Origin of the sequence: Amycolatopsis sp. lyj-346, from assembly GCF_046548975.1 — a bacterium.
Classification (GTDB): Bacteria; Actinomycetota; Actinomycetes; order Mycobacteriales; family Pseudonocardiaceae; genus Amycolatopsis.
Window position 1 is genome coordinate 237,130 of the sequence record NZ_JAJPWT010000014.1, and the last position, 20,649, is coordinate 257,778.

The following is a 20,649-nucleotide window of genomic DNA, read 5'->3' on the forward strand; positions in this document are numbered from 1 at the left end:
TGGCGAGCACGTCAGAACAGGGCCTTCGCCAGGCCCAGCGCGCCCTGGTTCCACGGGTCGCGTGAGGTGCGGCCCGTGTCGGCGGACGGCTTGCGGGACGGCCCGCGCTGCGTGCACCACCAGCGGTAGGTGTCCAGGATGGCCTGCCGGTTGGACAGCCGCGGGACGAAGCCGAGCCGCTCGCGGGCCTTGTCGATGCTGACGTAGGAGTCGGCCATCAGCTTGTGCAGCAACCGGCCGTAGACCGGCGACATCTTGTACCGCTGCAGCACCCGGAGCACGGCCAGCGCCGGCCTGGCGGGCAGCGACACGACCCGCTTGCCGTGGCCGGCCGCGTCGAGCACGCACTGGAAGTCCTCGCGGATCGTGCCGAAGTCGGCGGCGCCGAGGTTGTAGGTGTCGTTGGCGAGGACCGGGTCCGCGCCGAGGGTCGTGACGACCGCGTCGACGAGGTCGCCGACGCCGAACATCTGGATCCGCACGTCGCCGCGGCCGAGCACGGGGAAGTTGTGGCCTTCGGCCGCCCACTCGAACAACATGGCGAACAGGCCCATCCGGCCCGGCCCCAGGAACGTCTTGGGCCGCAGCATCGCCACGCACAGCCCGTCACCGCGGAAGGTTTCGCAGACCTCCTCGGCCGCGGCCTTGGCCCGGCTGTAGGAATCGACCGGGCTGCGGGGGTACGACTCGGTCGTCGGGACGACGTCCGGCAGGCCGTAGACGGCGGTCGAGGAGATGTGCACCACCCGCGGCACCGCGCGGTCCCGGCTCGCCCGCAGCACGTTGCGGGTGCCGTCGACGATGACCGACCGGATCTCGCCGTCGGAGTAGCTGGGCAGCGCGGCCGCGCAGTGCACCACGGCGTCGACGCCGTCGGCGGTCCGGTCGAGCAGCTCGGGATCACGGATGTCGCCGCGGACCTCGGTGACCCCGGCCACCGGTTCCCGCGGTGGGTGCAGGTCCACGCCGACGACCTCGGCGCCGTCGGCACGCAGCCGGCGGACGAGGTTGCCGCCCAGCATTCCGCTGCTGCCGGTCACCAGAACCCGGGTCACCACTGTGCCCTCACGCGGTCCTTGACGAACTTCGCCAGCAGCCGCGGCAGGCCCTTGGCGAGGGTCTTGCCCAGCGCGTCGAGGAACTGCTCGATCTCCTCGCGGCCGACCACCAGCGACGGCGCGACCACCAGCGGCGTGTCACCGTTGGGACTGAAGTACGTCAATATCCCGTGCTCCCGGTACAGCTCGCTGATCACGGCGCTGGTCACGAGCTTGGTCCGGAACTTCGGGTCCTTGGCGAACCCGGACGGCGCGAGCCGGGCCGCCATGCTGAGGATGGCCGGGCCGTTGTCGAGGAAGACGCCGAACAGGGAGCCGGTACCGGACACCCGCGTGATGGTGTCGGGGAACTCCTTCTGCAGCCGTTCCAGGCCGGCGCCGAGCACCGCTTCGACCTCCCGCGCCCGGCGCGGGAAATCCTCCTCCACCACGATGTTGACGGCCTCGATCGCGGTCGCGGTCTCCTCGCCGAAGCCGTAGTAGGTGGTCGTGTGCAGGATGACGTCGCCGAGCCGGTCGTAGGCCTGCCGGAACAGCGGCTCGCGCACGGTGTAGCCGGAGATCGACGCCTTGCCGCCGCCGAAGGACTTCGAATAGGTGAGGACGTCGGGCACCAGGCCCTCGTGGCGCATGAAGTAGAACAGGCTGCCGGTCTTGCCCCAGCCGGTGTAGATCTCGTCGAAGATCAGCACGATGTCCTCCGCGGTGCAGAGCGCCCGCAGTTCACGCAGTGCTTCTTCGCTCCAGTGGCGCATGGTGGACGCGCTGAACGGCTCGACGAGGAGCGCGTAGACGTCGGACGTGCCGTCGGGCCGGCGGTGCGCGGCCACCAGCTCGCGCACGGCCTCGACGTCACCGAACGGATAGGAAACGTTCGGGATGCCGGGGAACTCGAAACTGTTCTCCCGGGATCCGGTCAGGCTCCCGGTGGCCAGCAGCTTGCCGTGGAAGCTGATGTCCGACCGGAGGATCGTGTTCCGCTTGCCTTCGTGGTACTTGTAGGCGAGTTTGACCGCGCCCTCGTTGGCCTCGGCACCGGAATTGGGGAAGTAGGAGATGTTCAGGTCGCCGGGCAGCACTTCGGCGACATTGTGGCTGAGTGCGGCGACGTAGGGCGAAAGGAACGCCTTGTGCACCTCCATCCGGTGCCGTTCCTGGAAGCGCCTTCTCGCCGCGAGAATGCGCGGGTGGTTGTGGCCGTGGTTGAGGACGCCGACCGCGCCGGTGAAGTCGAGGATGCGCTCCCCGTCCCGGGTCGTGATCCACACCCCGTCCGCGCTGTCCACGAGCCGTTTGCCGAAACCGAACGTGGACATCAGCGAGACCTGGGACCGGCTCACGTGGTCCCGGTAAAGCGCCTGCAATTGCTTGACGGTGAGGGATTCGCATTCTTCGACGGTTATCAGGCTGGCCATGGTGCTCCTCGTGACGGTTTTCCGGCCGACTCCGATGAAAGCTACGGCAGAGCCGTCGCGGGACGCTTCAGGCGACAGTCTGAGATGTCCGCTGTCTCGTTCTCCGCCAAAAGAATGAGAAGGCCGGACACCAAGGTGCCCGGCCTTCTCGTTCCTCTGGCGGAGACGCTTTCTCAGGCCGACGTCAGCCGGACGTCCCCGTCGTCGGCGAACCGGTCGAGCGGGGTGGGCTGCGCCGGCACCTGCACGATGCCCGACCGGTAGGCCAGTGCGACCGCCTGCGTGCGGTCCCGGACCCGCAGCTTCTGCAGCAGGTGGTAGATGTGCGACTTGATGGTGCTCGTCTGCACCACCATCTCGGCCGCGATCTCGGCCGTCGTCATCCCCTGCGAGATGTACTGCAGGACGTCGCGTTCGCGCTGGGTGAGCTGGTCGAACACGGCCGGCCGCGGCTGGTCGCGCACGAGGGTGTCCAGCAGTTTCCCGGCGACCGCGGGTGGCAGGCTGGCGTGGCCGGCGGCCACCGCGCGGACGGCACCCGCCAGTTCGCGCGCCCCGCTCGACCGGCACACGAATCCCCGCACGCGCGGGGAGAGCAGGCGGGCGACGCGGTCACCGTCCTCGGGGCCGCCGATGAGCAGCACCGGCACGACGAGGCCGGCCAGGGCAGCTTCGTCCGCTCTGCCGAGCAAGTCCACGGCGACGACCACCGCCGACGGCGACACCGCGCGGACCACCGCTCTCAGCGAGGCGAGTGACTCGACCTCCGCCGACACGCGCAACGCCGGGTCCCGCTCCAGCTTCCGTCTCGTTTCGGCCCGGTCGAGCGGCCCTTGCTCGGCCAGCACGACCTCGGTCCACCGGTCCGCCGGGCGGTGTTCGCGCTCGAATGCCACTTCGCTCCCCAGTCGCAAAAGTCTCGTGCCCGCGGCACGGCAGCTCTTCGTCGATCCTGTCCAAGGGTGGAGTGAGTCCTGCTTCCGCCTGCCGGTCATCGTGTGGACGGGCGCTCAAGGAAGGATCAAGGACCGCTGCACGAGGCCAGGACCGGCGGGAACCCGGAGGTGGCGGATGCCGGCGCGTCGGCCGTCCTCAGCGGCGCGTGGTGCGGACGTCGTCCATGCGGGTCGCGCTGACCGTGAGGTCGCGGTACGGATAACCCTCGCGTTCCAGCAGATCCATCGCCCGCAGCTGGGCTTCGTCGTGAGCCCGCTGCGTCGCGTCGTCACCCGCGTCGACCTCGACCAGGACCCGGAAGCTGAACCCGCCCAGGTGCCGGCTGTAGGTCAGCGTTCCCGCTTCGCTGAACGACAGGCCGGAAAGGTCGTCGTCACTGGCGTTGGCCAAGAGCTTCTCGCGGACGGCCCCGGCCGGCCGGTCGAACTTGCCCCGGACGAGGACGCGGTAGGTCGGCATGCGCGTCAGGGTACCGAAGCACGCTCCGGGAGCGGACTGGTTTTCCACGCCGGGCGAGTCCCCGGCGGTGGCAGGATGGCCGACCATGACCGACACCGAACCGCCGGACGCCGGCGAGGACACGTTCATCGCGGCGGTCCGCTCCGGCGATACCGCGCGGTTCGCGCTCCTCACCGAACGCCACCGGCGTGAGCTGCAGGTGCACTGCTACCGGATGCTCGCGAACTACGAGGACGCCCGGGACATGACGCAGGAGACGTTCCTGCGCGCGTGGCACAAGCGGGCGTCGTTCGAGGGCCACGCCGCGCTGCGGACTTGGCTGTACCGGATCGCGACGAACGTCTGCCTCGACTTCCTGGACAAGCGCACCCCCGTCCCGGCCGGGCTGCCGGACCCCGGCGCCGAGCTGCCGCACCTGCAGCCGTACCCCGACCGGATGCTCCCCGCGGACCCGCAGGAATCGGTGGTGGCGCGGGAGACGATCGAGCTGGCGTTCATCGTCGCCGTCCAGCGCCTGCCGCCGCGGCAGCGGGCGGTGTTCATCCTGCGCGACGTCCTCGGCTGGCCGGCGGCGAAGGCCGCCGGCGCCCTCGAGCTGACCGTTGCGTCGGTGACCAGCGCACTGCAGCGGGCACGCGTGACGATGCGCGAGCAGCTGCCCGGCCGCCGCCTCGACTGGCGGAGCCCCGGGCAGTCGGCTGCCGAGCGCGGCGTGGTGCGGTCGTACATCGACGCCCACGAGCGCAACGACCTCGACGGGCTGATCTCCCTGCTGCGCGACGACCTGCGCTTCGCGATGCTGCCCGACCCGGGCACCGTGACCACGACGGCCGGGGATGCGGTGGACGGCTGGGTCTCCGGTGGGCTCTTCCGGCCCGGCCACGACGACTGGCGCGGCATCGCCACGACGGTCAACCGCATGCCTGCCGCCGCGCTGTACCTCCGCACCCCCGGCGACCCGGAGCACCGGCTGTTCGCCGTCGCGGTCCTGCACGTCGTCGACGGGAAGATCGCCGAGCTCACCGGGTTCGACGCCACCGGCAAACCGTGGCTGGGCCTGCCCCCGACGCGGTGATCACCAGGTCCCCCCTCAGCACCGCGTCTCGTACCGGGTCAGCACCACGCCGCCGGGAAACGTCCGCGTCTCGACGAGGTTCAGGTTCACCCAGCTGTCCAGCGCCGTGAAGAACGGCGTGCCGCCGCCGACCAGGACCGGCACGGTGACCAGCACGTACTCGTCGATCAGCCCGGCCCGCACGGCAGCCCCGGCGAGCGTCGCGCCGCCGATGTCCATCGGGCCGCCGTCCCCGGCCTTGAGCCGGGTGATCTCGGCGACCGCGTCGCCGGTGACCAGGCGGGTGTTCCCCTCGACCTGGGCGAGCGTCGAGGAGAACACCACCTTCGGCAGGTCCTGCCAGCGGCGGGCGTACTCGATCGTCGCCGGTGTGGCGCCGGGCTGCCGGTCGGCGGTCGACCAGGGGGAATTCATCGCCTCCCACAGCTTGCGCCCGTACAGCGCCAGTCCCGTCGCGGCCACCCGGTCGGACCACCACTGGAACAGCTCGTCGCTCGGCGACGAGTCCGCTCCCCCACCCCCGCTCCAGCCGAGGTCATCGCCGGGCGCGGCGATGTAGCCGTCCAGAGTCAGGTTCATGGCGAAGATCAGTTTCCGCATGGTGCCGGCCTCTCGTGAGTCGATTTCCCCCGTACCGACGGGCGCGGCGCGAAAACCTGATCGGTCCCGTCAGCGGGCGACGTAGCCGCCGTCGACGGGCAGGGCCACGCCGACGACGAACGCGGCTCCCGGGCTGCACAGCCACAGCACGGCTTGGGCGATCTCTTCCGCGGTCCCGAGCCGGTTGATGGGCTGGCCGGCCTCGGCTTCGGCGCGGTCGAGCTCCCCCTCGGCGATCATGTCGCGCACCATCGGGGTATCGATGGTGCCGGGGCAGACCGCGTTGACGCGGATGCCGCGCGGGGCGTACTCGAGCGCGGCACTGGTGGTCAGGCCGATCACCCCGTGTTTGGACGCGTGGTAGGAGGCCCGGCCCGGAAGACCGACGAGACCGCCCAGCGAGGAGCAGTTGACGACGGCGCCGCCGCCCTGCGCCCGCATGTGCCGCAGTTCGTGCTTCATGCAGGCCCACACCCCGCGCAGGTTGATCGCGTGCACCCGGTCGAACCGCTCGGCGGGTTCGTCCGCGGCGTCGCTCGGCGGGAGCTGGATGCCCGCGTTGTTGTAAGCGAGGTCGAGCCGGCCGAACGCTTCGACCGTGCGGTCGACCGCGGCGGCGACCTGCTCTTCGTCGGTGACGTCGCACGTCAGCGCGAGAACCCGGTGTCCGGCGGCGGTGAGGTCACGCTCCGCCGCGGCCAGCGCGGCTTCGTCGACGTCGGTCAGGCCGACGGCCGCGCCGGACTCGGCGAACGCGCGGGCCGTGGCCAGCCCCATCCCGGATCCGGCACCGGTGACGAAGGCGACCTGGCCGCTGAAGTCGTAGGTGGGGTTCATCTCGTCCTCTCCCCTTCAGCGTTCGATGGTGACCCGGACGGCGGTGGCGAGCACCTCGGCTCCGCCGTCGGCCAGGCGGCCGAGAACGACGACACCGTCCGCGCGGGGAGCGTCGCGGTAGTAGATGGCCAGGTTGCCCCAGGGGGCGTAGAAGGCGAGGTCGCCGGCTTTCGGTTCGGCGCTCGCGGGGGCGCCGTCGGTGGCCGGCCGGCGGGGCAGATCGGAGATCCGTTCCGTCTGGTGGAAGTCGCTCAGCTCCAGGGTGAGCGGGAGCAGGGAGGCGAAATCACGAGCGGCCGCGCTGTCGTTCAGCGCCGCGTGCACGACGTGGCCGTCGGTGGTGAGGCGGATGTTCACGGTGGTGGTGCTCCCGGTTGTCGGTGCGAGGGTCGTCGAGGACGCCTGAGGTGGCGAGGACGGCGGCGTTTCGGCACCGCAGGCGACCGCGGCCGGCAGAACCGCGGCCGGCGGGACCGCCTCCCAGGCAAGCAAGGATCCGCGTGCGCCGGAAGGTTCTCCCGAAAGGTGTACTGGCAGAGCACCCTTCGCCCGGGTGAGCGGACCTAAGGTGGCGAGGTGGACAATCGCCAGGAAATCCGCGAGTTCCTCGTCTCGCGGCGGGCCAAGATCACACCCGAACAGGCCGGGCTGCCCGCCGGGAGCAAGCGCCGGGTGCCGGGACTGCGTCGCAGCGAGGTCGCCATGCTGGCCGACGTCAGCGTCGAGTACTACGCGAAGCTCGAACGCGGGAACCTCGCCGGTGTCTCGCCGTCCGTGCTGGACGCGGTGGCCCGGGCCCTGCAGCTCGACGACGCCGAGCGGGCCCACTTGCTCGCCCTCACCCGCGCCGCCGACGGCACGAGCGCGATCCTGCGGCGGCGGCCGAAGGCCAGGCAGTGGACCCCGCGCCCCAGCCTGCAATGGGTGCTCGACGCGGTCACCGACGGACCCGCGTTCGTCCGCAACGGACGGATGGACCTGCTGGCCGCGAACCACCTCGCGCGGGCGTTCTACTCCGAGGTCTACGCGAGCCCCCAGCAGCCGCCGAACTTCGCCCGGTTCCAGTTCCTCGACCCGGCTTCGTACCGGTTCTACCCGGACTGGGGCTTCTTCGCCGACGTCTGCGTCGAGATCCTGCACATCGAAGCGGGCCGCAATCCCCACGACAAGGGCCTGCACGACCTGATCGGGGAACTGTCGACCCGCAGCGAGGAGTTCCGCACCCGGTGGGGCGCGCACAACGTCCGCCACCACGGCAGCGGGTCGAAGACCTTCCACCACCCGATCGTCGGGACCATCACCCTCGCCTACGAAGGCCTGGAGCTGGCCGCCGAACCCGGGCTCACCCTCACTGTCTACACCGCCGAGCCCGGCTCGCCGTCGGAAGAGGCGCTGCGGTTGCTGTCCTCCTGGACAGCCACGCAGGAAGCCGAACACACCACTGTGGACAGTGCGCTTACCCCGGCCACGCGCAGGGAGGCGAGCGGCACCAAGCGTGGCGCGGAAGGCGAGCAGGGTCCGGCGGAGTAGCCCGGCACCCCACGTTGGGGTGTACTGCCGGTACACCTTTCGTCAGTGACTCGCCGCCGGCCCGAAAAGGCGGTTGGCCGATGTTCGCGAGCCGTCCGGCCCGCCACCGCCACCGCCACCGCACTCGGACAACACCTGCGCGAACCTGCCCGACCTGATCGACCGCGTCCTCACCGGGCACATCGACCCCGGCCAGGTCTTCGACCTGACGGACGCCCGGCCACGGCGAGCGCCGGCCCGTGTTCGGCCCCTCATCGCCCTCGCCATCCGCTCACGAAGCGGAGCCGGTGGCCCTCGACCGGCGAAGAAGAGCAGGTGGCCGCGCCGTGTAGAGCAAGCCAACGGGCCATCATACGAGCGATCCGCCCGCTGGACGAGGTACTGCCGGTACACCTCTCGCCAGTGACTCCCACCCCGCGCGGACACCTGGTTCGGTCGGATCCATGCCCTCCGAAGATCCTCACGCACCCGGAAACCCCGAGGCGGACTCGCCGGCGGCCCACCCCCGGCGGACGTTCATCGCCGCGTCGGCGGTGAGCGGTGCCGTTGCCGTGGCCGGTCCGGCGCTGCTGGGCGCCGCACCCGCCGCGGCCGGCGCCGGCGCTTCGAGCAGCCGGGTTTCCCTGACCGTCAACGGAACCCGCCGCACCGTGACCGTGGACAACCGGACCTCGCTGCTGGACCTGCTCCGCGAGCACTTCGGGCTGATCGGCACGAAGAAGGGCTGCGACGCCGGTGCCTGCGGCGCGTGCACGGTCCTCGTCGACGGCCGGCGCGTCAACGGCTGCCTGACCCTGGCGGTCCGGCTCGAAGGCGCGCAGGTCACCACCATCGAGGGACTGTCCCCCGGTGACACCGGGGCGTTGCACCCGTTGCAGCAGGCCTTCATCGACCAGGACGCGTTCCAGTGCGGGTACTGCACCCCCGGGCAGATCATGTCCGGCCTCGGCTGCATCGAGGAAGGCCGCACCGGATCCCCGGCGGAGATCCGGGAAGCGATGAGCGGCAACCTCTGCCGGTGCGGGTGCTACGTCAAGATCGTCAAAGCCATCCAGCAGGCGGGGAGCTGACGCGCGGTGGAACCCTTCTCCTACACCAAAGTGCGCGATGTCCGGGCCGCCGTCGCGGCCGGGCGGCGCGGCGGGCGCTTCATCGCCGGCGGCACGACCCTGGTCGACCTGATGCGCGAAACCGTCGAACGCCCCGGCAGTGTCGTCGACATCAGCGCTCTCCCGCTGCGCGACATCACGGTCACCCCGGGCGGCGGCATGCGGATCGGCGCGCTGGTGCGCATGGCCGACACCGCAGCCGACCCGCGGGTCCGCAGCGCCTTCCCGGTGATCGGCGAAGCGCTGGAGCTGAGCGCGTCCGCGCAGCTGCGCAACATGGCCACCATCGGCGGCAACATCATGCAGCGCACCCGCTGCACCTACTTCCGTGACGTGACCGCGAACTGCGGCAAACGGGCACCCGGCGCGGGGTGCGCCGCCCTCGACGGCTACAACCGCGGCCACGCCATCCTCGGCGGCTCCGCCGCGTGCGTCGCCACGCACCCGTCCGACGTCGCGGTCGCCTTCGCCGCCCTGGAGGCGACCGTGCGCCTGCTGGGACCCGACGGCGAGCGCACCGTTCCCTTCTCGGGATTCCTCCTGCAGCCCGGCAGCACTCCCGACCGGGAACAGGCACTACGTCCGGGCGAGCTGATCACCGCCGTCGAAATTCCCGCGTACCCGCGCCCGCTGCGGTCCGGCTACCTCAAGGTGCGGGACCGCCAGAGCTACGAGTTCGCGCTGACCTCGGCCGCGGTCGCGCTCCAGGTCCAGGGCGGCGTGATCCGCGTGGCGAAGGTCGCCGCCGGCGGGGTGGGCACCGTTCCGTGGAAACTCCCCGCCGTCGAGCGGCACCTGCTCGGCAAGCGGCCGTCGGAATCGCTGTGGAGCGAGGCCGCGCAGCGAGCGGCGGACGGCGCCCGGCCGCTGCGGCACAACGGGTTCAAGGTCGAACTGCTCAAGCGCACGGTCGAACGCCAGCTGCGCGTCGTGGGAGGTACCCGATGACCCAGCCCCGCATCGCCGTCGGCACCCCGCAGTCCCGGGTGGACGGACGGCTCAAGGTGACCGGACGCGCGCGCTACGCCGCCGACCACCCGGCCGACGGTGTCCTGTACGCGGCCGTCGTCGACAGCAGCGTCGGCCGCGGCCGCATCACCGGCATCGACGACGGCGCCGCCCGCGCCCACTCCGGCGTCCAGCGGGTGCTCAGCCACCTCAACGCACCCCGGCTGGCCTACCTGGACAACCCGGGGTCGAACAACCCGGCGCCCGGCTCGCGGCTGCGGGTCTTCCAGGACGACCGGGTCCGGTTCTTCGGCCAGCCGGTCGCCGTCGTGATCGCCACCAGCCACGAGGCCGCCCAGCAGGGCGCGCGCCTGGTGAAGGTCGCCTACGCCGCCGAGCAGCCGGGCACCGACCTGGCCACCGCCCCGGCCGACCCGCCGTCGACCTACTCGCGGGGCGACGCCGAAAGCGCGCTGAACGCCGCGCAGGTCCGGCTGGACCTGACCTACCGGACCGCCCGCAACCACCACAACCCCATGGAGCCGCACGCGACCCTCGCCCGCTGGGACGGCGACCGGCTCACGGTCTGGGACAAGACCCAATGGGTGGTCGGCGGCACGCAACAGGAACTCGCCGCCGTGTTCGGCATCCCGCAGACGTCGATCCGGGTCATCTCGCCGTTCGTCGGCGGCGCGTTCGGCAGCGGCCTGCGCGCCTGGCCCCACACCACCATCGCGGCGCTCGCCGCCCGCGAAACCGGCCGCCCGGTCAAGCTCGTCCTCGCCCGGCGGCAGCTGTACTTCGGCACCGGCTTCCGGCCCGCGTACTCCTACCGGCTCCGGCTGGGCAGCGACCGCACCGGACGGCTCACCGCGATGACCCACGAAATCCGCGGCGAAACCTCCAGCTACGAGACGTTCACCGAAGCGATGCTGGCACCGGGCCAGATGCTCTACTCCACGCCGAACGTCCGCCAGGCGTACTCGACCGTGCCCCTGGACGTGAACACCCCCATCTGGATGCGCGGCCCGGGCTACGCCTCCGCCGCCCTCGTCATCGAATCCGCGATGGACGAGCTCGCGCACCGGCTCGGCGTCGACCCCGTCGAGCTCCGCCTGCGCAACGAACCCGCCACCGACGAATCCACCGGGCAGCCCTTCTCCACCCGCAGGCTCCGCGAGTGCTACGCCGTCGGCGCCCGCGAGTTCGGCTGGCCGCGCCGGAATCCGGCCCCACGCTCCACCAGGGACGGCGACTGGCTGATCGGCACCGGCATGGCCGCCGCGGTCTACGACACCGCCCGCGCGCCCGCCCAGGCCCACGTCCGCCTCAACGCCGACGGCACCGCGCTGGTCCGGTCCGCGACCAGCGACATGGGCCCCGGCACCTACACGTCCATGCCGCAGGTCGCCGCCGACGCGCTCGGCCTCACCATGGAGACCGTGGACTTCCGGCTCGGCGACTCGCTCATGCCGCCGACCCCGCCCCACGGCGGCTCGATGACCATGGCCAGCGTCGGCTCCGCCGTCCAGGACGGCTGCGACCAGGTGCGCCGCCAAGCCATCGCGCTCGCGGTCGGCGACCCGCGATCCCCGCTGCACCGCGTCGATCCCGGCGACGTCATAGTCCGAAAAGGACGCATGCACCCGAAGAACGACCCCACGCGCGGGGAGACCTACCGGCAGCTGCTGGCCCGTACCGGCCGCGATCACCTCGAGGCGATCGGGTCGTGGGCACCGCCGGAGCAGAACAAGTTCTCGATGTACGGCTACGGCGCCGTGTTCGCCGAAGTCGCCGTCGACGCCCGCCTCGGGCTGGTCCGCCTCCGGCGCATGCTCGGCGTCTACGACGCGGGCCGGATCGTCAACCCCAAGCTCGCCGACAGCCAGGCCCTCGGCGGCATGGTCGGCGGCATCGGCGCGGCCCTGCTGGAGCACACCGTCACCGACCCGCGCGACGGCCGCATCGTCAACGCCAACCTCGCCGACTACCTCGTCCCCGTCAACGCCGACGTCCCCGACCTGCGCGCGGTCTACCTGGACGGCGAAGACCGCGAAGCCGACCCCCTCGGCGTCAAGGGCCTGGCCGAGCTGGTCCTGGTCGGCGTCGCGCCGGCCATCGCCAACGCGGTCTTCCACGCCACCGGGCGACGTGTCCGGGACTTCCCGATCACCGCCGAGGCACTGCTGTGAGGGCGCCCGACGCCGTCGCCGGCTCGGCGACGGCGGTCAGGCCGGCCTGACCGCCTCGATGTGCTCGTTCAGCCAGCTGCGAAACGGTTGCAGGCGCGGGTTGAGCGACCGGACCAGGTCGAGATCGCGGGCACCGACGAAGCCGCGCTCGCCTTCGACGTAGAACTGGAACATGTTGCCGAACTCGGCACCCGCGGGCAGTCCGAGCGAGCGGAACTGCTCGTGCGTGAGCGGCCGGTACTCGACCGGTTCGCCCAGTGCGCCGGCGAACGCGGCGGCGTACTGGGCGCCGGTCAGGTGTTCACCCGCGATGCTCACGGTCTTGCCCACGTACTCGTCACCGGCGGCGAACACTCCGTGGGCGGTGCGGCCGATGTCCTCCGCCGCGATGCCCGGCAGCTGGGCTTCACCGATCGGCAAGGTGAGCACGAGCCGGCCGTCCTCGCCCCGCGCCGGCCCGGTGCCCTGGGTGAATCCTTCCCAGTAGAAGGTGCTCCGCAGGTAGGTCGTCGGCACACCCGAGTCGCGGAAGAACGCGTCCGCCTCGGCCTTGGCGTCGAAGTGCGGAACCGTGTAGCGGCCCTGCAGCACCGGAACCCGCGGGTCGGACACGGGAAGGACCTCGCGGGTGTCTTCCAGGGTCGACCAGACGACGTGGGCGACCCCGGCCGCCTTCGCGGCCCGGGCGGCGGTCGCGGCCTGTGCCAGTTCGACGTCGGCGGACATGGACTCCCAGAAGCTGGTCACCACGAAGGCGCCGTGCGCGCCCTCGAACGCCTTGCGCAGGGACTCCTCGTCGTCCAGGGTCGCCGCCACCACCTCGGCGCCGCGCTCGGCCAGCGCACGGGCCTTCGCCGAGCCTGCGTTCCTGGTGACCGCCCGTACGGCGAACGGACCGCCGGGATCGGCCAAAACGGCCCGGACGAGACCTCCTCCCTGAGCGCCCGTCGCACCCAGCACCGTGATGATCTTCTTGTCGCTCATGAGAACTCCTTCGTGGCAGATCGATCGGCTTCGGAACCGAGGCTCGGTCAGGCGGTGGCGGGGACGACGACGGCTTTGCCGTGCACCGCACCTCCGGCGGCGCGGGCGTGCAGTGCCGCCAGTTCGGCCAGCGGCACCCGCTCCGCGACGTCGACGCGCAGTTCGCCGCGGTCGACCTGTGCGACCAGCTTCGCGAGCCGGCCGGCGTCGCTGCGGACGAACAGGTCGATGCCACGCACGCCCCGCTCTTCGTCGCCGGGGGCGGGCATCCACACGGTGGTGTTGACGAGGGCTCCGCCGGGGCGGACCAGGGTGACCAGTGCGGCCAGCCCGGCCGGGTCGACCGGTGCGAGGTTGAGCGCCAGATCGACGGGTTCGGTCACGGCGTCGGTCACCGCGGTGGTGGTGTGGTCGATGACCTCGTCCGCACCGGCCGCCTTGACCGCGTCACCGCTGCGCGGGCTCGCCGTGGCGATGACGTGGGCACCCGCGTGGTGCGCCAGCTGCACGGCGTAACCGCCGACCGCGCCGCCGGCGCCGTTGATCAGCACGCGCTGCCCGGCGGCCAGTTTCCCGTGGTCGAACAACGCTTGGTACGCGGTGAGACCCACCAGCGGCAACGCGGCGGCGTCGGCGAGCGGGAGGCTCTTCGGGGCCGCCACCAGGATCTCGGCGGGAGCGAGGACGTACTCCGCGGCGGCGCCGGGTTTGTCCATCGGCAGGAAGCCGACGACCTGGTCACCGACCGCGAAGCCGTCCACTCCCTCGCCGAGTGCGTCGACCGTGCCGGCGACGTCGAGGCCGGGCGTGTGGGGCAGCTCCACCGGGATGGGGCCCTGCATGAAACCGCCGCGGATGTTGCCGTCGACGGAGTTGAACGACGTCGCGGCCACCCGGACCCGGACCTGCCCGGCCGCCGGGACCGGCAGGTCGACGTCTTCGTGGCGCAGGACCTCGGGGCCGCCGTACTCGTGGAAGCGCACTGCCTTCATCGGAACTCTCCTGTTCTTGCTTCGAGTTCGAAGCAACTGAGACGAACAGTAGACTTACTTTGAATTTGAAGCAAGTGACGTGCAGCACACTCTTCGAATTCGAAGCAGTACACTGGGAGGCATGCCTGATTCGCCGCCGTCGCTCGATCCCGTGCAGCTCGGCGCCTACTTCGACCTCATCGAGGTGACCAGCCTGCTCCGGCACGCGGTCGAGCAGCAGCTGCGCGAGGTCGGCGACCTCAGCTACGTGCAGTTCCAGCTGCTGGCCCGCCTCGGGGACGCCCCGACGGGCAGCCACCGCATGACCGACCTCGCCGACGGCGTCGTCTACAGCCGCAGCGGCCTGACCTACCAGGCCGGCCTGCTCGAAAAGGCCGGCCTGGTCGTCCGAACGCCTTCACCGGACGACGAGCGGAGCGTCACGGTCACCATCACCGATGCCGGCCGGGCCCTGCTGGCCCAGGTGCTGCCCGGACACATCGAGGTGGTCAGCGGTCTGCTGTTCGAACCGCTGTCGCGCGACGACGTGCAGGCCCTCGCCGGCCTGCTGGCCCCGGTGCGCGACCACATGCGCTCGACGCCGCCCCGCTCGGCCGCGCCCCGCCGCCGCAAAGCCTGACTCCTCGCCGGCCTGCCGGTGCAGCTCAGGTCACCTTGATGACGACCTTGCCCGCGGTGTGCCCGTTTTCGACGGTGGCGAGGGCGGCCGGGGCGTCGGGCAACGGGTGGACCGCCGTGATCGCCGGTGCGAGGACTCCGTCGAGCGCCAGCCGGGCGGCGCGCTCCAGGTTCTCGCGGTCGAGGCGGCGCTCCACGAACCGGCCGCCGATGCCGGGCACGGACTGGTCGCCCACGGCGATGACGTTCCGGGGGTCCCGCGCCAGCGGGGCGACCGCCCGCAGCGAGGGGCCGCCGACCAGGTCGACGATCCCGTCGAAGCCGCCGGGAGCCAGCTCACGGGCGGCGGTGACGACGTCGTCGGTGGTGTAGTCGACGAAGCGCACCCCGACGGCCTCGGCCGGCGCACGTTTGGCGGCGCTGCCGGTGCCGGCCACGTGCAGCCCGCGCGCCGCGGCCAGCCGGGCGACCGCGAGGCCGACCCCTCCCCCGACGCCGTTGACCAGGATCGTGGCGCCGGACGGCAGGCCGAGCTGGTCGAGCGCGTCCACCGCGGTCGTCCCGGCCACCGGCAGCGTTGCCGCCACGGTGACCGGCAGCCCCGCCGGGACGCGGGCGGTGTTCGGCGCGGACAGCACCGTCGTCTCGGCGTAGGTGCCGCCGCCGGTGAGCGCGAAGCCGAAGACCGCGTCCCCCACCTCTAGCCCGTCGACGTCCGCACCCCGGGCGAGCACGGTTCCCGCCGCTTCCATGCCCAGCACGCGCGGGAACGGCCGCCCGCCGTCGAGCCCGGGGACCAGACCCGCGCGCACCAGGTGGTCGAGCGGGTTCACCCCGGCGACGTCGACCCGGATCAGCACCTCACCACGACCGGGAACGGGATCGGGACGGTCGAAGAACTCCTGCACTTCCGGCCCGCCGTGCCTGCCGAAACCCCATGCCTGCCCCATTTTCCGCGCCTTTCCGGGTGACCGGCCCGGTGGTTCCGGGCCCTGCGGCCATCCTGACCGCTGACACCGGTGTCAGGGGCAACCGGCTGAGGCGCGGGTCACACGTCAGCCAGCTTCGCCCGGTGCCTGCTGTTGACGCCGAGCAGCCCGTCGAGCGCGTCCCGGGTCTCGGTCAGGTGCGCGATCTCCGCGTCGATCCGGTCGCGCTCGCGCTGCATCGTCGCGAACGCGAACTCGACGACGCCCAGGTCGCCGGGGGTCTCGACGCACGGCAGCACCATCGCGATCACCCGGCTGGACAAGCCCGCCTCGAACAGCTGCCGGATGAGCGCCACCCGCTGGACCTCGGCGTCGGAGTAGTGCCGCTGCCCGGCGCCGGAGCGGGTGCTGGTCAACAGGCCCTGCGCTTCGTAGTACCGCAGGGAGCGCGGGCTCACGCCGGTGCGCCGGGACAACTCGCCGATCCTCATGTCTTAGAAGCTACGCCCGGATGACCGGGTGCTCGCCGGGTCCGGCGTGGCTCATGGCCGGTCCAGGCCCGCCTCCGCCAGGAGGGAGCCGAGGGCGTCGATGCCGAGCACGCGCGCCCCACCGGCCTCGGTGGCCACCACGACGCCGACCACCTCGCCGAGTTCGTCCAGCACCGGCCCGCCCACGCCGGCCGCCGGGACCCGCAGCCCGACGTGGAACAGCCGGGCACCGGCCGCCGTGCCGAACCGGTCGACCAGGCCGGTGCCGCCGTCCGGAGTCCGCAGCAGGTCACCGACCCGCGCCAGTGCGGGATACCCCAGCGGCAGCGGGTCGGCTTCGACCGGCTCGGCCAGCCGGAGCACGGCCACGTCGTGCTCCGGCGAGTCCGGCAGGTGGATCCGGGTCACGCTCCGGGTGCCCTGTCCGGTGGTGACGACGGTGTCCGCGGCGAACTTCGTCCCGCCGGTCACCACGACCCGGTCCGAGAGCAGGAATCCGGCGCGGGATTCCGCTCCGGCCTGGACCCGGACCAGCGCGGACGCCGGGTCTCCGGGCGGGCCCGGCTCGGCCCGGCGGAACTCCCGGTACCCGTCGGCGTCCCCGGTCTCGGCGAGGCAGCGGGCGTACCGGCGGCGGTCGTCGGCGGCGGACGGCGGTGCGTCGAGTGCCGCCAGTGCCTGCCGGTAGTCGCCGGCCGCGTAGTGGGTGCGGAACCGGCGCAGCGGGTCGGGCTCGGCCAGCGCCAGCCGCACCAGCACCGCGTTCCACCGCGCGATCTTCCTCGTCAGGTCCCGCAACCCCGTGATCCGGGTGGTCAGCTCGCCGGTCAGCCGCGTGGTTTCGGCGAAGTCGGCGTCGAGCGCGCCGCCGGGCCGGTCGACGTGGTTCAGCGCGGCGACGGCGGCTTCGCGCACCCACTCCCGCGCGAGGCGCAGGTCCAGTTCGGCCTGGCCGGCCTGGCCGAACATCTCGACCAGCAGCCGGGTGTCGGCGTCGTCGGCGCCGGACACCGGGACGTGACTGCCCTGGCGGTGCCGGAACTCCTGCCACGCCGCGTCGCTGTCATCGTCCATTGTGGACGCCGCCAGCGCTCTCAGCCGATCGCGGAGGCAGGCGAGCTCTTCATGCTGCTGTTCGATTTCCCGCTGCCGGTCGTAACTGCGGGTCAGTTCGGCGATCTCCTTCGGCGAGAGCAGGGTGGTGTCGGCGATCCGGATCGAGCCGGCCCGGCCCGTGGCCCGGTCCCGCGCGGTCACCGAAAGCACGCAGCTGGCGTCGATCTCGAAGGTGACGTCGATCTGGGGCACGCCCTTCTCGGCGGGCGGGATCCCGGCCAGCTGGAACTGGCCGATCTTGGCCTCCCGGTCGAGACCACCGTTGAAGATCTCGATGCGCACCACGGACTGGTTGTCGTCGTGCGTGGTGAACACGTCCGAGCGCGTCACCGGGATGGTCGTGTTGCGCGGCACGAGTTCCGACAGGCGCTCGCGGTCGTGTTCGTCGCGCACCCGGATCCCCAGCGACAGCGGCGTCACGTCGAGCAGCACGATGTCGTCCAGGGATCCGTCGCGCATCGCGCCGAGGAGCGCGGCGCCACCGGCCACCGCGGTCCGCGGATCGGACACCACGGTCCGGCGCAACCCGAACGCCCGTTCCACCGTTTCCCGCACCATCGGGGAAAACATCGGGCGGCCGACCAGCACCAGGTACTCCGGGCGGGTGGCGACCGACGAGCTGAACCCGGCGCAGACCTCGTGCAGGTGCGCCAGCTGCCCGGCCAGGATGCCGGCCAGCTCGGCGCGGGTCAGCTCCAGGCGGACGTCCCCCTCGCCGAGGCCACGCAGTTCGCACTCGGCGTGCTCCCGCGCGGACAGCTCGACCTTCAGGCGCTCCGCGGCGATCGCCAGGCGCCGCCGCATCGAACCGCTCACGGCCACCGGAACGCCGAGCCGTTCCAAGCGGCCCGCCAGTGCCGTGGTGATCGCGGCGTCGAAGTCCTTCCCGCCGAAGCGGCTGTCCCCGCCCACCTCCCGCACGTCGTAGACGTTCTCGCCGACGTCCAGCAGGCTCAGGTCCAGCGTTCCCGCGCCGAGGTCGACCACGGCGATCGCGCCGCCGAGCCGCCGTTCGCGCGCGGCGGTGACGCACGCGGCCGTCGGCTCGTGGATCAGCCGGACGAGGTCGACCCCGGCGATGCGGCAGGCCGCCCGCGTGGCGGCTTTCTGGTTGTTGGTGAAGTAGGCCGGGATGGTCACGACCACCCGCGGCCGCGGCAGCCGCAGGTCGTGGTGCTGCTCGGCCCACGACAGCCACTCCGGCCGCACGCCAGCGAGTTCGACGGCGGCCAGCTCCGCGACCCGCTCCCGCACCCGGCCCGCCAGGAAGGTCTCGACCAGGCCACGGGCGTGCCGGACGAGGCGGGCGGCAACCTCCTCCGGGCGGAAGGTGCGGTCACGGACCTTGAAAACCGTGCTGCGGCCCATCTTCCGCTTGGCGGCGTCGATGTGGCCGACCAGCCACGGCACGAGTGTTTCCTCGCCGTGCAGGCCGACCAGCTCGTTGCCGTCCCGGTCGAGGCTCACCGTCGAGGCGAAGTGCATCTCGCCCTTCCACGGGCAGAACACCGGTTGCCGCGTCCGGGTGTCGTAGACGGCCGCGGCGCAGGTCGTGGTGCCGAGGTCGAACCCCCAGATGCCGCTGTACCGTGCGTCGACTTCGGCACGAGCCTCGGCGACCCAGACCTGCGCGCGCTCCTCGAACCGGGCGCGTTCCCGCGCGCCCAGCGCGTCGAGCGCCTCGGTGACGCGCGTGGTCAGGTCCGGCGGCACCAGGCCGTCGCCGACGAGCCCGCGCAGCACGTCCGCGGCCGGAGACTCGGTGCCGCGTGCCTCGACCGCCGTGAGGCAGCGCCGCACGAGTTCGTCGTGGTCACCGGTCTTGCGCAGGCACTCGGCCAGCCGGACGTCGTCGGCCGCGGCGTCGCCGAGCCGGCGCACGAGGCAGTCCGCCGCGGCGGCGAACCAGCCGGCCGCCAGGTACAGCGGGACGGCCCGCTCCAGCTGCCCGACGCGGTCGTACAGCGCGGCCGCGCCGGCCGCGTCACCCCCGGCCTCACACGCCTCGGCGCGGGCGGCGAGTGCGGCCGGCGTGTCGTCGTCCCGCAGCACCCGGACCGCCTCGCCGAACCGGCCGTCCCGCCGGAACAGCTGGTGGGCGCGGAAGAAGTCGCCGCCGTCCTCGGCTCTGGCGGCCGCCAGGGCGTGCTCCCCCGCCGCCTCCTCGACGCGGCTCCACGCCCGGAGGACCTCCCGCCGGTCGCCGCCGTGGCGCAGGCGCTCGCCGAAGTGCCGGCGCGTCACGCCGAGGAGCGTGGCCCGCAGGTCGGCCAGCGCCGCCCGGTGCCCGGCGTGCTCGCCGTGGTCGAGGACCTGCTGCAGGTGCCGGGCGGCCTCGGCGAAGTCCTCTTCCTCGATCAGCCGGTGGACTCCGGCCACGAAGCGGTCCACTAGCCCGTCGATCCGTTCGTCCGGCCCGGGCGGGCACGTCACCAGTGCCTCGGCGAACAGGCCGAGCGCTTCCGCGTACCGGCCGGCGCCGGACAGCAGGTCGGCCAGCCGCCCGCACAGGGCCGTGACGGCGTCGCCTCGTTCCCGTGCCAGGGCGAGCCCGGCGGCCACGTCGTCGATCTCCGCGCTGGCCAGGCAGACGGCCACGGCCTGCCGTTCCTGCTCCCGGGTACCGGCCAGCCGGACGGCGGCCGCGCCGTGCCCGAGGAACCGCCGGACCTCGAACAGCTCCGGCACCAGCTCCGGCGGCAGCTGCTCGAAGAACCGGCGCCACAGTGGCTCGTCCTCGGCGAAGTCCCGGAACGTGTGGCCGCGCAGGACCCGCGTCACGACGTCGCGGTCGAGCACGCCCAGTGCCCGCCACCGATCGAAGGCCCGCACGATCGATGCGGCGCCGGTGAGCAGTTCGGCCAGCCGGTCCCGCCCGCGGCGTTGGGCCCGGGGCAGGCCCAGCCGCGTCGCCACCTCGAACACGACCGTCGCCGCGGGGCGATCCGCGCCGGTGAGCCGGTGCTCGTCGGCCGCGGTCAGCGGGTAGCGCTCCGCCGGGATCCGGTGGTCGTACCGCAGGAAGAGCTGCTCGGCCTGCGCGGTGTCCACGCGCAACGCCAGCCGCAAGGCGGTGCCGTAGGCGTGGATCGCCCGGTCGGACGGCGCACCGGCGGGTGGTTCGGGAAAACCCGCGACGAGCCGGGCCGTGGCGCGCGCCAGCCGTCTCGCCGGGCCGCCGCCGAGCAGGTCGCGCAGCGGGGAAACGCCGTCCGCCTTCATCCGGGGAAGAGTGGTGGTTCGGTGAGTTCGAGCCATTCGAGGTCCATCGGTACCAGGGTGGTGGAGAGCACCAGTTCGCGGAGCAGGTTCACGGTCAGGGTCAGTCCGACCGGTTCG

At 72.3% G+C, this 20,649-nt stretch carries 18 protein-coding genes; 6 read left to right on the plus strand and 12 right to left on the minus strand.

All coding sequences use genetic code 11. From position 1 onward, the window contains the following. Positions 1 to 11 precede the first annotated feature (11 nt). The 4 genes from ACLJQE_RS33595 to ACLJQE_RS33610 form a co-directional block, all read right to left on the minus strand. The gene (locus ACLJQE_RS33595) at positions 12 to 1,055 is read right to left on the minus strand and encodes an NAD-dependent epimerase/dehydratase family protein (protein ID WP_410643557.1); all 1,044 of its coding nucleotides are present in this window, start codon (positions 1,053 to 1,055) and stop codon (positions 12 to 14) included. Continuing rightward, positions 1,052 to 2,473, minus strand: a complete 1,422-nt coding sequence (locus ACLJQE_RS33600; RefSeq protein ID WP_410643558.1) for an aspartate aminotransferase family protein — start codon at positions 2,471 to 2,473, stop codon at positions 1,052 to 1,054. The genes ACLJQE_RS33595 and ACLJQE_RS33600 overlap by 4 nt, the downstream gene beginning before the upstream one ends. A gap of 173 nt (positions 2,474 to 2,646) precedes the next feature. After that, complete coding sequence (locus ACLJQE_RS33605) at positions 2,647 to 3,369, minus strand: response regulator transcription factor (protein WP_410643559.1); 723 nt, start codon at positions 3,367 to 3,369, stop codon at positions 2,647 to 2,649. Positions 3,370 to 3,565: 196 nt separating this feature from the next. After that, the gene (locus ACLJQE_RS33610; protein ID WP_410643560.1) at positions 3,566 to 3,889 is read right to left on the minus strand and encodes a DUF6204 family protein; all 324 of its coding nucleotides are present in this window, start codon (positions 3,887 to 3,889) and stop codon (positions 3,566 to 3,568) included. 85 nt (positions 3,890 to 3,974) lie between these two features. On the opposite strand from ACLJQE_RS33610, the gene ACLJQE_RS33615 reads away from it, so the two are divergent. Then, positions 3,975 to 4,964 (plus strand): RNA polymerase subunit sigma-70, encoded by a 990-nt coding sequence (locus ACLJQE_RS33615; RefSeq protein ID WP_410643561.1) that lies wholly within the window; start codon positions 3,975 to 3,977, stop codon positions 4,962 to 4,964. A gap of 15 nt (positions 4,965 to 4,979) precedes the next feature. On the opposite strand, the gene ACLJQE_RS33620 is transcribed toward ACLJQE_RS33615, so the two are convergent. The 3 genes from ACLJQE_RS33620 to ACLJQE_RS33630 all read right to left on the minus strand — a co-directional run bounded on the left by ACLJQE_RS33620 (position 4,980) and on the right by ACLJQE_RS33630 (position 6,758). After that, positions 4,980 to 5,564: a dihydrofolate reductase family protein gene (locus ACLJQE_RS33620; RefSeq protein ID WP_410643562.1), complete on the minus strand. Its 585-nt coding sequence runs from the start codon at positions 5,562 to 5,564 to the stop codon at positions 4,980 to 4,982. A gap of 69 nt (positions 5,565 to 5,633) precedes the next feature. Further along, complete coding sequence (locus ACLJQE_RS33625) at positions 5,634 to 6,401, minus strand: SDR family NAD(P)-dependent oxidoreductase (RefSeq protein ID WP_410643563.1); 768 nt, start codon at positions 6,399 to 6,401, stop codon at positions 5,634 to 5,636. A gap of 15 nt (positions 6,402 to 6,416) precedes the next feature. Further along, the gene (locus tag ACLJQE_RS33630) at positions 6,417 to 6,758 is read right to left on the minus strand and encodes a cyclophilin-like fold protein (RefSeq protein WP_410643564.1); all 342 of its coding nucleotides are present in this window, start codon (positions 6,756 to 6,758) and stop codon (positions 6,417 to 6,419) included. A 219-nt stretch (positions 6,759 to 6,977) separates the two neighbouring features. Here ACLJQE_RS33630 and ACLJQE_RS33635 point away from each other — a divergent pair, with 219 nt between their 5' ends. The 4 genes from ACLJQE_RS33635 to ACLJQE_RS33650 all read left to right on the plus strand — a co-directional run bounded on the left by ACLJQE_RS33635 (position 6,978) and on the right by ACLJQE_RS33650 (position 12,180). Then, complete coding sequence (locus ACLJQE_RS33635) at positions 6,978 to 7,931, plus strand: helix-turn-helix transcriptional regulator (protein WP_410643565.1); 954 nt, start codon at positions 6,978 to 6,980, stop codon at positions 7,929 to 7,931. Positions 7,932 to 8,374: 443 nt separating this feature from the next. Continuing rightward, positions 8,375 to 9,001 (plus strand): (2Fe-2S)-binding protein, encoded by a 627-nt coding sequence (locus tag ACLJQE_RS33640; RefSeq protein WP_410643566.1) that lies wholly within the window; start codon positions 8,375 to 8,377, stop codon positions 8,999 to 9,001. A gap of 6 nt (positions 9,002 to 9,007) precedes the next feature. Further along, a complete protein-coding gene (locus ACLJQE_RS33645; RefSeq protein WP_410643567.1) occupies positions 9,008 to 9,988 on the plus strand; it encodes an FAD binding domain-containing protein in 981 nt (326 codons plus the stop codon). Further along, positions 9,985 to 12,180, plus strand: a complete 2,196-nt coding sequence (locus ACLJQE_RS33650; protein WP_410643568.1) for a xanthine dehydrogenase family protein molybdopterin-binding subunit — start codon at positions 9,985 to 9,987, stop codon at positions 12,178 to 12,180. Before ACLJQE_RS33645 ends, ACLJQE_RS33650 begins: the two co-directional genes overlap by 4 nt. Before the next feature lie 36 nt (positions 12,181 to 12,216). Here the strand turns inward: ACLJQE_RS33650 and ACLJQE_RS33655 are convergent, their stop codons facing one another. Both ACLJQE_RS33655 and ACLJQE_RS33660 read right to left on the minus strand, forming a co-directional pair. Then, positions 12,217 to 13,164, minus strand: coding sequence for an NmrA/HSCARG family protein (locus ACLJQE_RS33655; RefSeq protein WP_410643569.1), 948 nt, complete (start codon positions 13,162 to 13,164; stop codon positions 12,217 to 12,219). A gap of 47 nt (positions 13,165 to 13,211) precedes the next feature. Further along, positions 13,212 to 14,156 carry an NADP-dependent oxidoreductase gene (locus tag ACLJQE_RS33660; protein WP_410643570.1) on the minus strand — a complete coding sequence of 315 codons (945 nt, stop codon included), beginning with the start codon at positions 14,154 to 14,156 and terminating at the stop codon, positions 13,212 to 13,214. Between the two features lie 121 nt (positions 14,157 to 14,277). Between ACLJQE_RS33660 and ACLJQE_RS33665 the strand changes: the two genes are divergently transcribed. After that, positions 14,278 to 14,775 carry a MarR family winged helix-turn-helix transcriptional regulator gene (locus ACLJQE_RS33665; RefSeq protein ID WP_410643571.1) on the plus strand — a complete coding sequence of 166 codons (498 nt, stop codon included), beginning with the start codon at positions 14,278 to 14,280 and terminating at the stop codon, positions 14,773 to 14,775. A gap of 25 nt (positions 14,776 to 14,800) precedes the next feature. On the opposite strand, the gene ACLJQE_RS33670 is transcribed toward ACLJQE_RS33665, so the two are convergent. From ACLJQE_RS33670 to ACLJQE_RS33680, 3 genes are all read right to left on the minus strand, one after another. After that, positions 14,801 to 15,724, minus strand: a complete 924-nt coding sequence (locus ACLJQE_RS33670) for an NADP-dependent oxidoreductase (RefSeq protein ID WP_410643572.1) — start codon at positions 15,722 to 15,724, stop codon at positions 14,801 to 14,803. A 98-nt stretch (positions 15,725 to 15,822) separates the two neighbouring features. Then, positions 15,823 to 16,194, minus strand: a complete 372-nt coding sequence (locus ACLJQE_RS33675) for a MerR family transcriptional regulator (RefSeq protein WP_410643573.1) — start codon at positions 16,192 to 16,194, stop codon at positions 15,823 to 15,825. A 51-nt stretch (positions 16,195 to 16,245) separates the two neighbouring features. Beyond that, on the minus strand, positions 16,246 to 20,532 hold the full coding sequence (locus tag ACLJQE_RS33680; RefSeq protein WP_410643574.1) for an Hsp70 family protein: 4,287 nt from the start codon (positions 20,530 to 20,532) through the stop codon (positions 16,246 to 16,248). Positions 20,533 to 20,649: the final 117 nt, after the last annotated feature.

What these genes read in the sequence shown, in the direction of transcription:
- ACLJQE_RS33650 (WP_410643568.1), top strand. Translation starts at nt 9,985, where the DNA reads ATGACCCAGCCCCGCATCGCCGTCGGCACCCCGCAGTCCCGGGTGGAC.
- ACLJQE_RS33615 (WP_410643561.1), top strand. Translation starts at nt 3,975, where the DNA reads ATGACCGACACCGAACCGCCGGACGCCGGCGAGGACACGTTCATCGCG.
- ACLJQE_RS33670 (WP_410643572.1), bottom strand. Translation starts at nt 15,724, where the DNA reads ATGGGGCAGGCATGGGGTTTCGGCAGGCACGGCGGGCCGGAAGTGCAG.
- ACLJQE_RS33620 (WP_410643562.1), bottom strand. Translation starts at nt 5,564, where the DNA reads ATGCGGAAACTGATCTTCGCCATGAACCTGACTCTGGACGGCTACATC.
- ACLJQE_RS33675 (WP_410643573.1), bottom strand. Translation starts at nt 16,194, where the DNA reads ATGAGGATCGGCGAGTTGTCCCGGCGCACCGGCGTGAGCCCGCGCTCC.
- ACLJQE_RS33660 (WP_410643570.1), bottom strand. Translation starts at nt 14,156, where the DNA reads ATGAAGGCAGTGCGCTTCCACGAGTACGGCGGCCCCGAGGTCCTGCGC.
- ACLJQE_RS33610 (WP_410643560.1), bottom strand. Translation starts at nt 3,889, where the DNA reads ATGCCGACCTACCGCGTCCTCGTCCGGGGCAAGTTCGACCGGCCGGCC.
- ACLJQE_RS33640 (WP_410643566.1), top strand. Translation starts at nt 8,375, where the DNA reads ATGCCCTCCGAAGATCCTCACGCACCCGGAAACCCCGAGGCGGACTCG.
- ACLJQE_RS33655 (WP_410643569.1), bottom strand. Translation starts at nt 13,164, where the DNA reads ATGAGCGACAAGAAGATCATCACGGTGCTGGGTGCGACGGGCGCTCAG.
- ACLJQE_RS33665 (WP_410643571.1), top strand. Translation starts at nt 14,278, where the DNA reads ATGCCTGATTCGCCGCCGTCGCTCGATCCCGTGCAGCTCGGCGCCTAC.
- ACLJQE_RS33680 (WP_410643574.1), bottom strand. Translation starts at nt 20,532, where the DNA reads ATGAAGGCGGACGGCGTTTCCCCGCTGCGCGACCTGCTCGGCGGCGGC.
- ACLJQE_RS33625 (WP_410643563.1), bottom strand. Translation starts at nt 6,401, where the DNA reads ATGAACCCCACCTACGACTTCAGCGGCCAGGTCGCCTTCGTCACCGGT.
- ACLJQE_RS33600 (WP_410643558.1), bottom strand. Translation starts at nt 2,473, where the DNA reads ATGGCCAGCCTGATAACCGTCGAAGAATGCGAATCCCTCACCGTCAAG.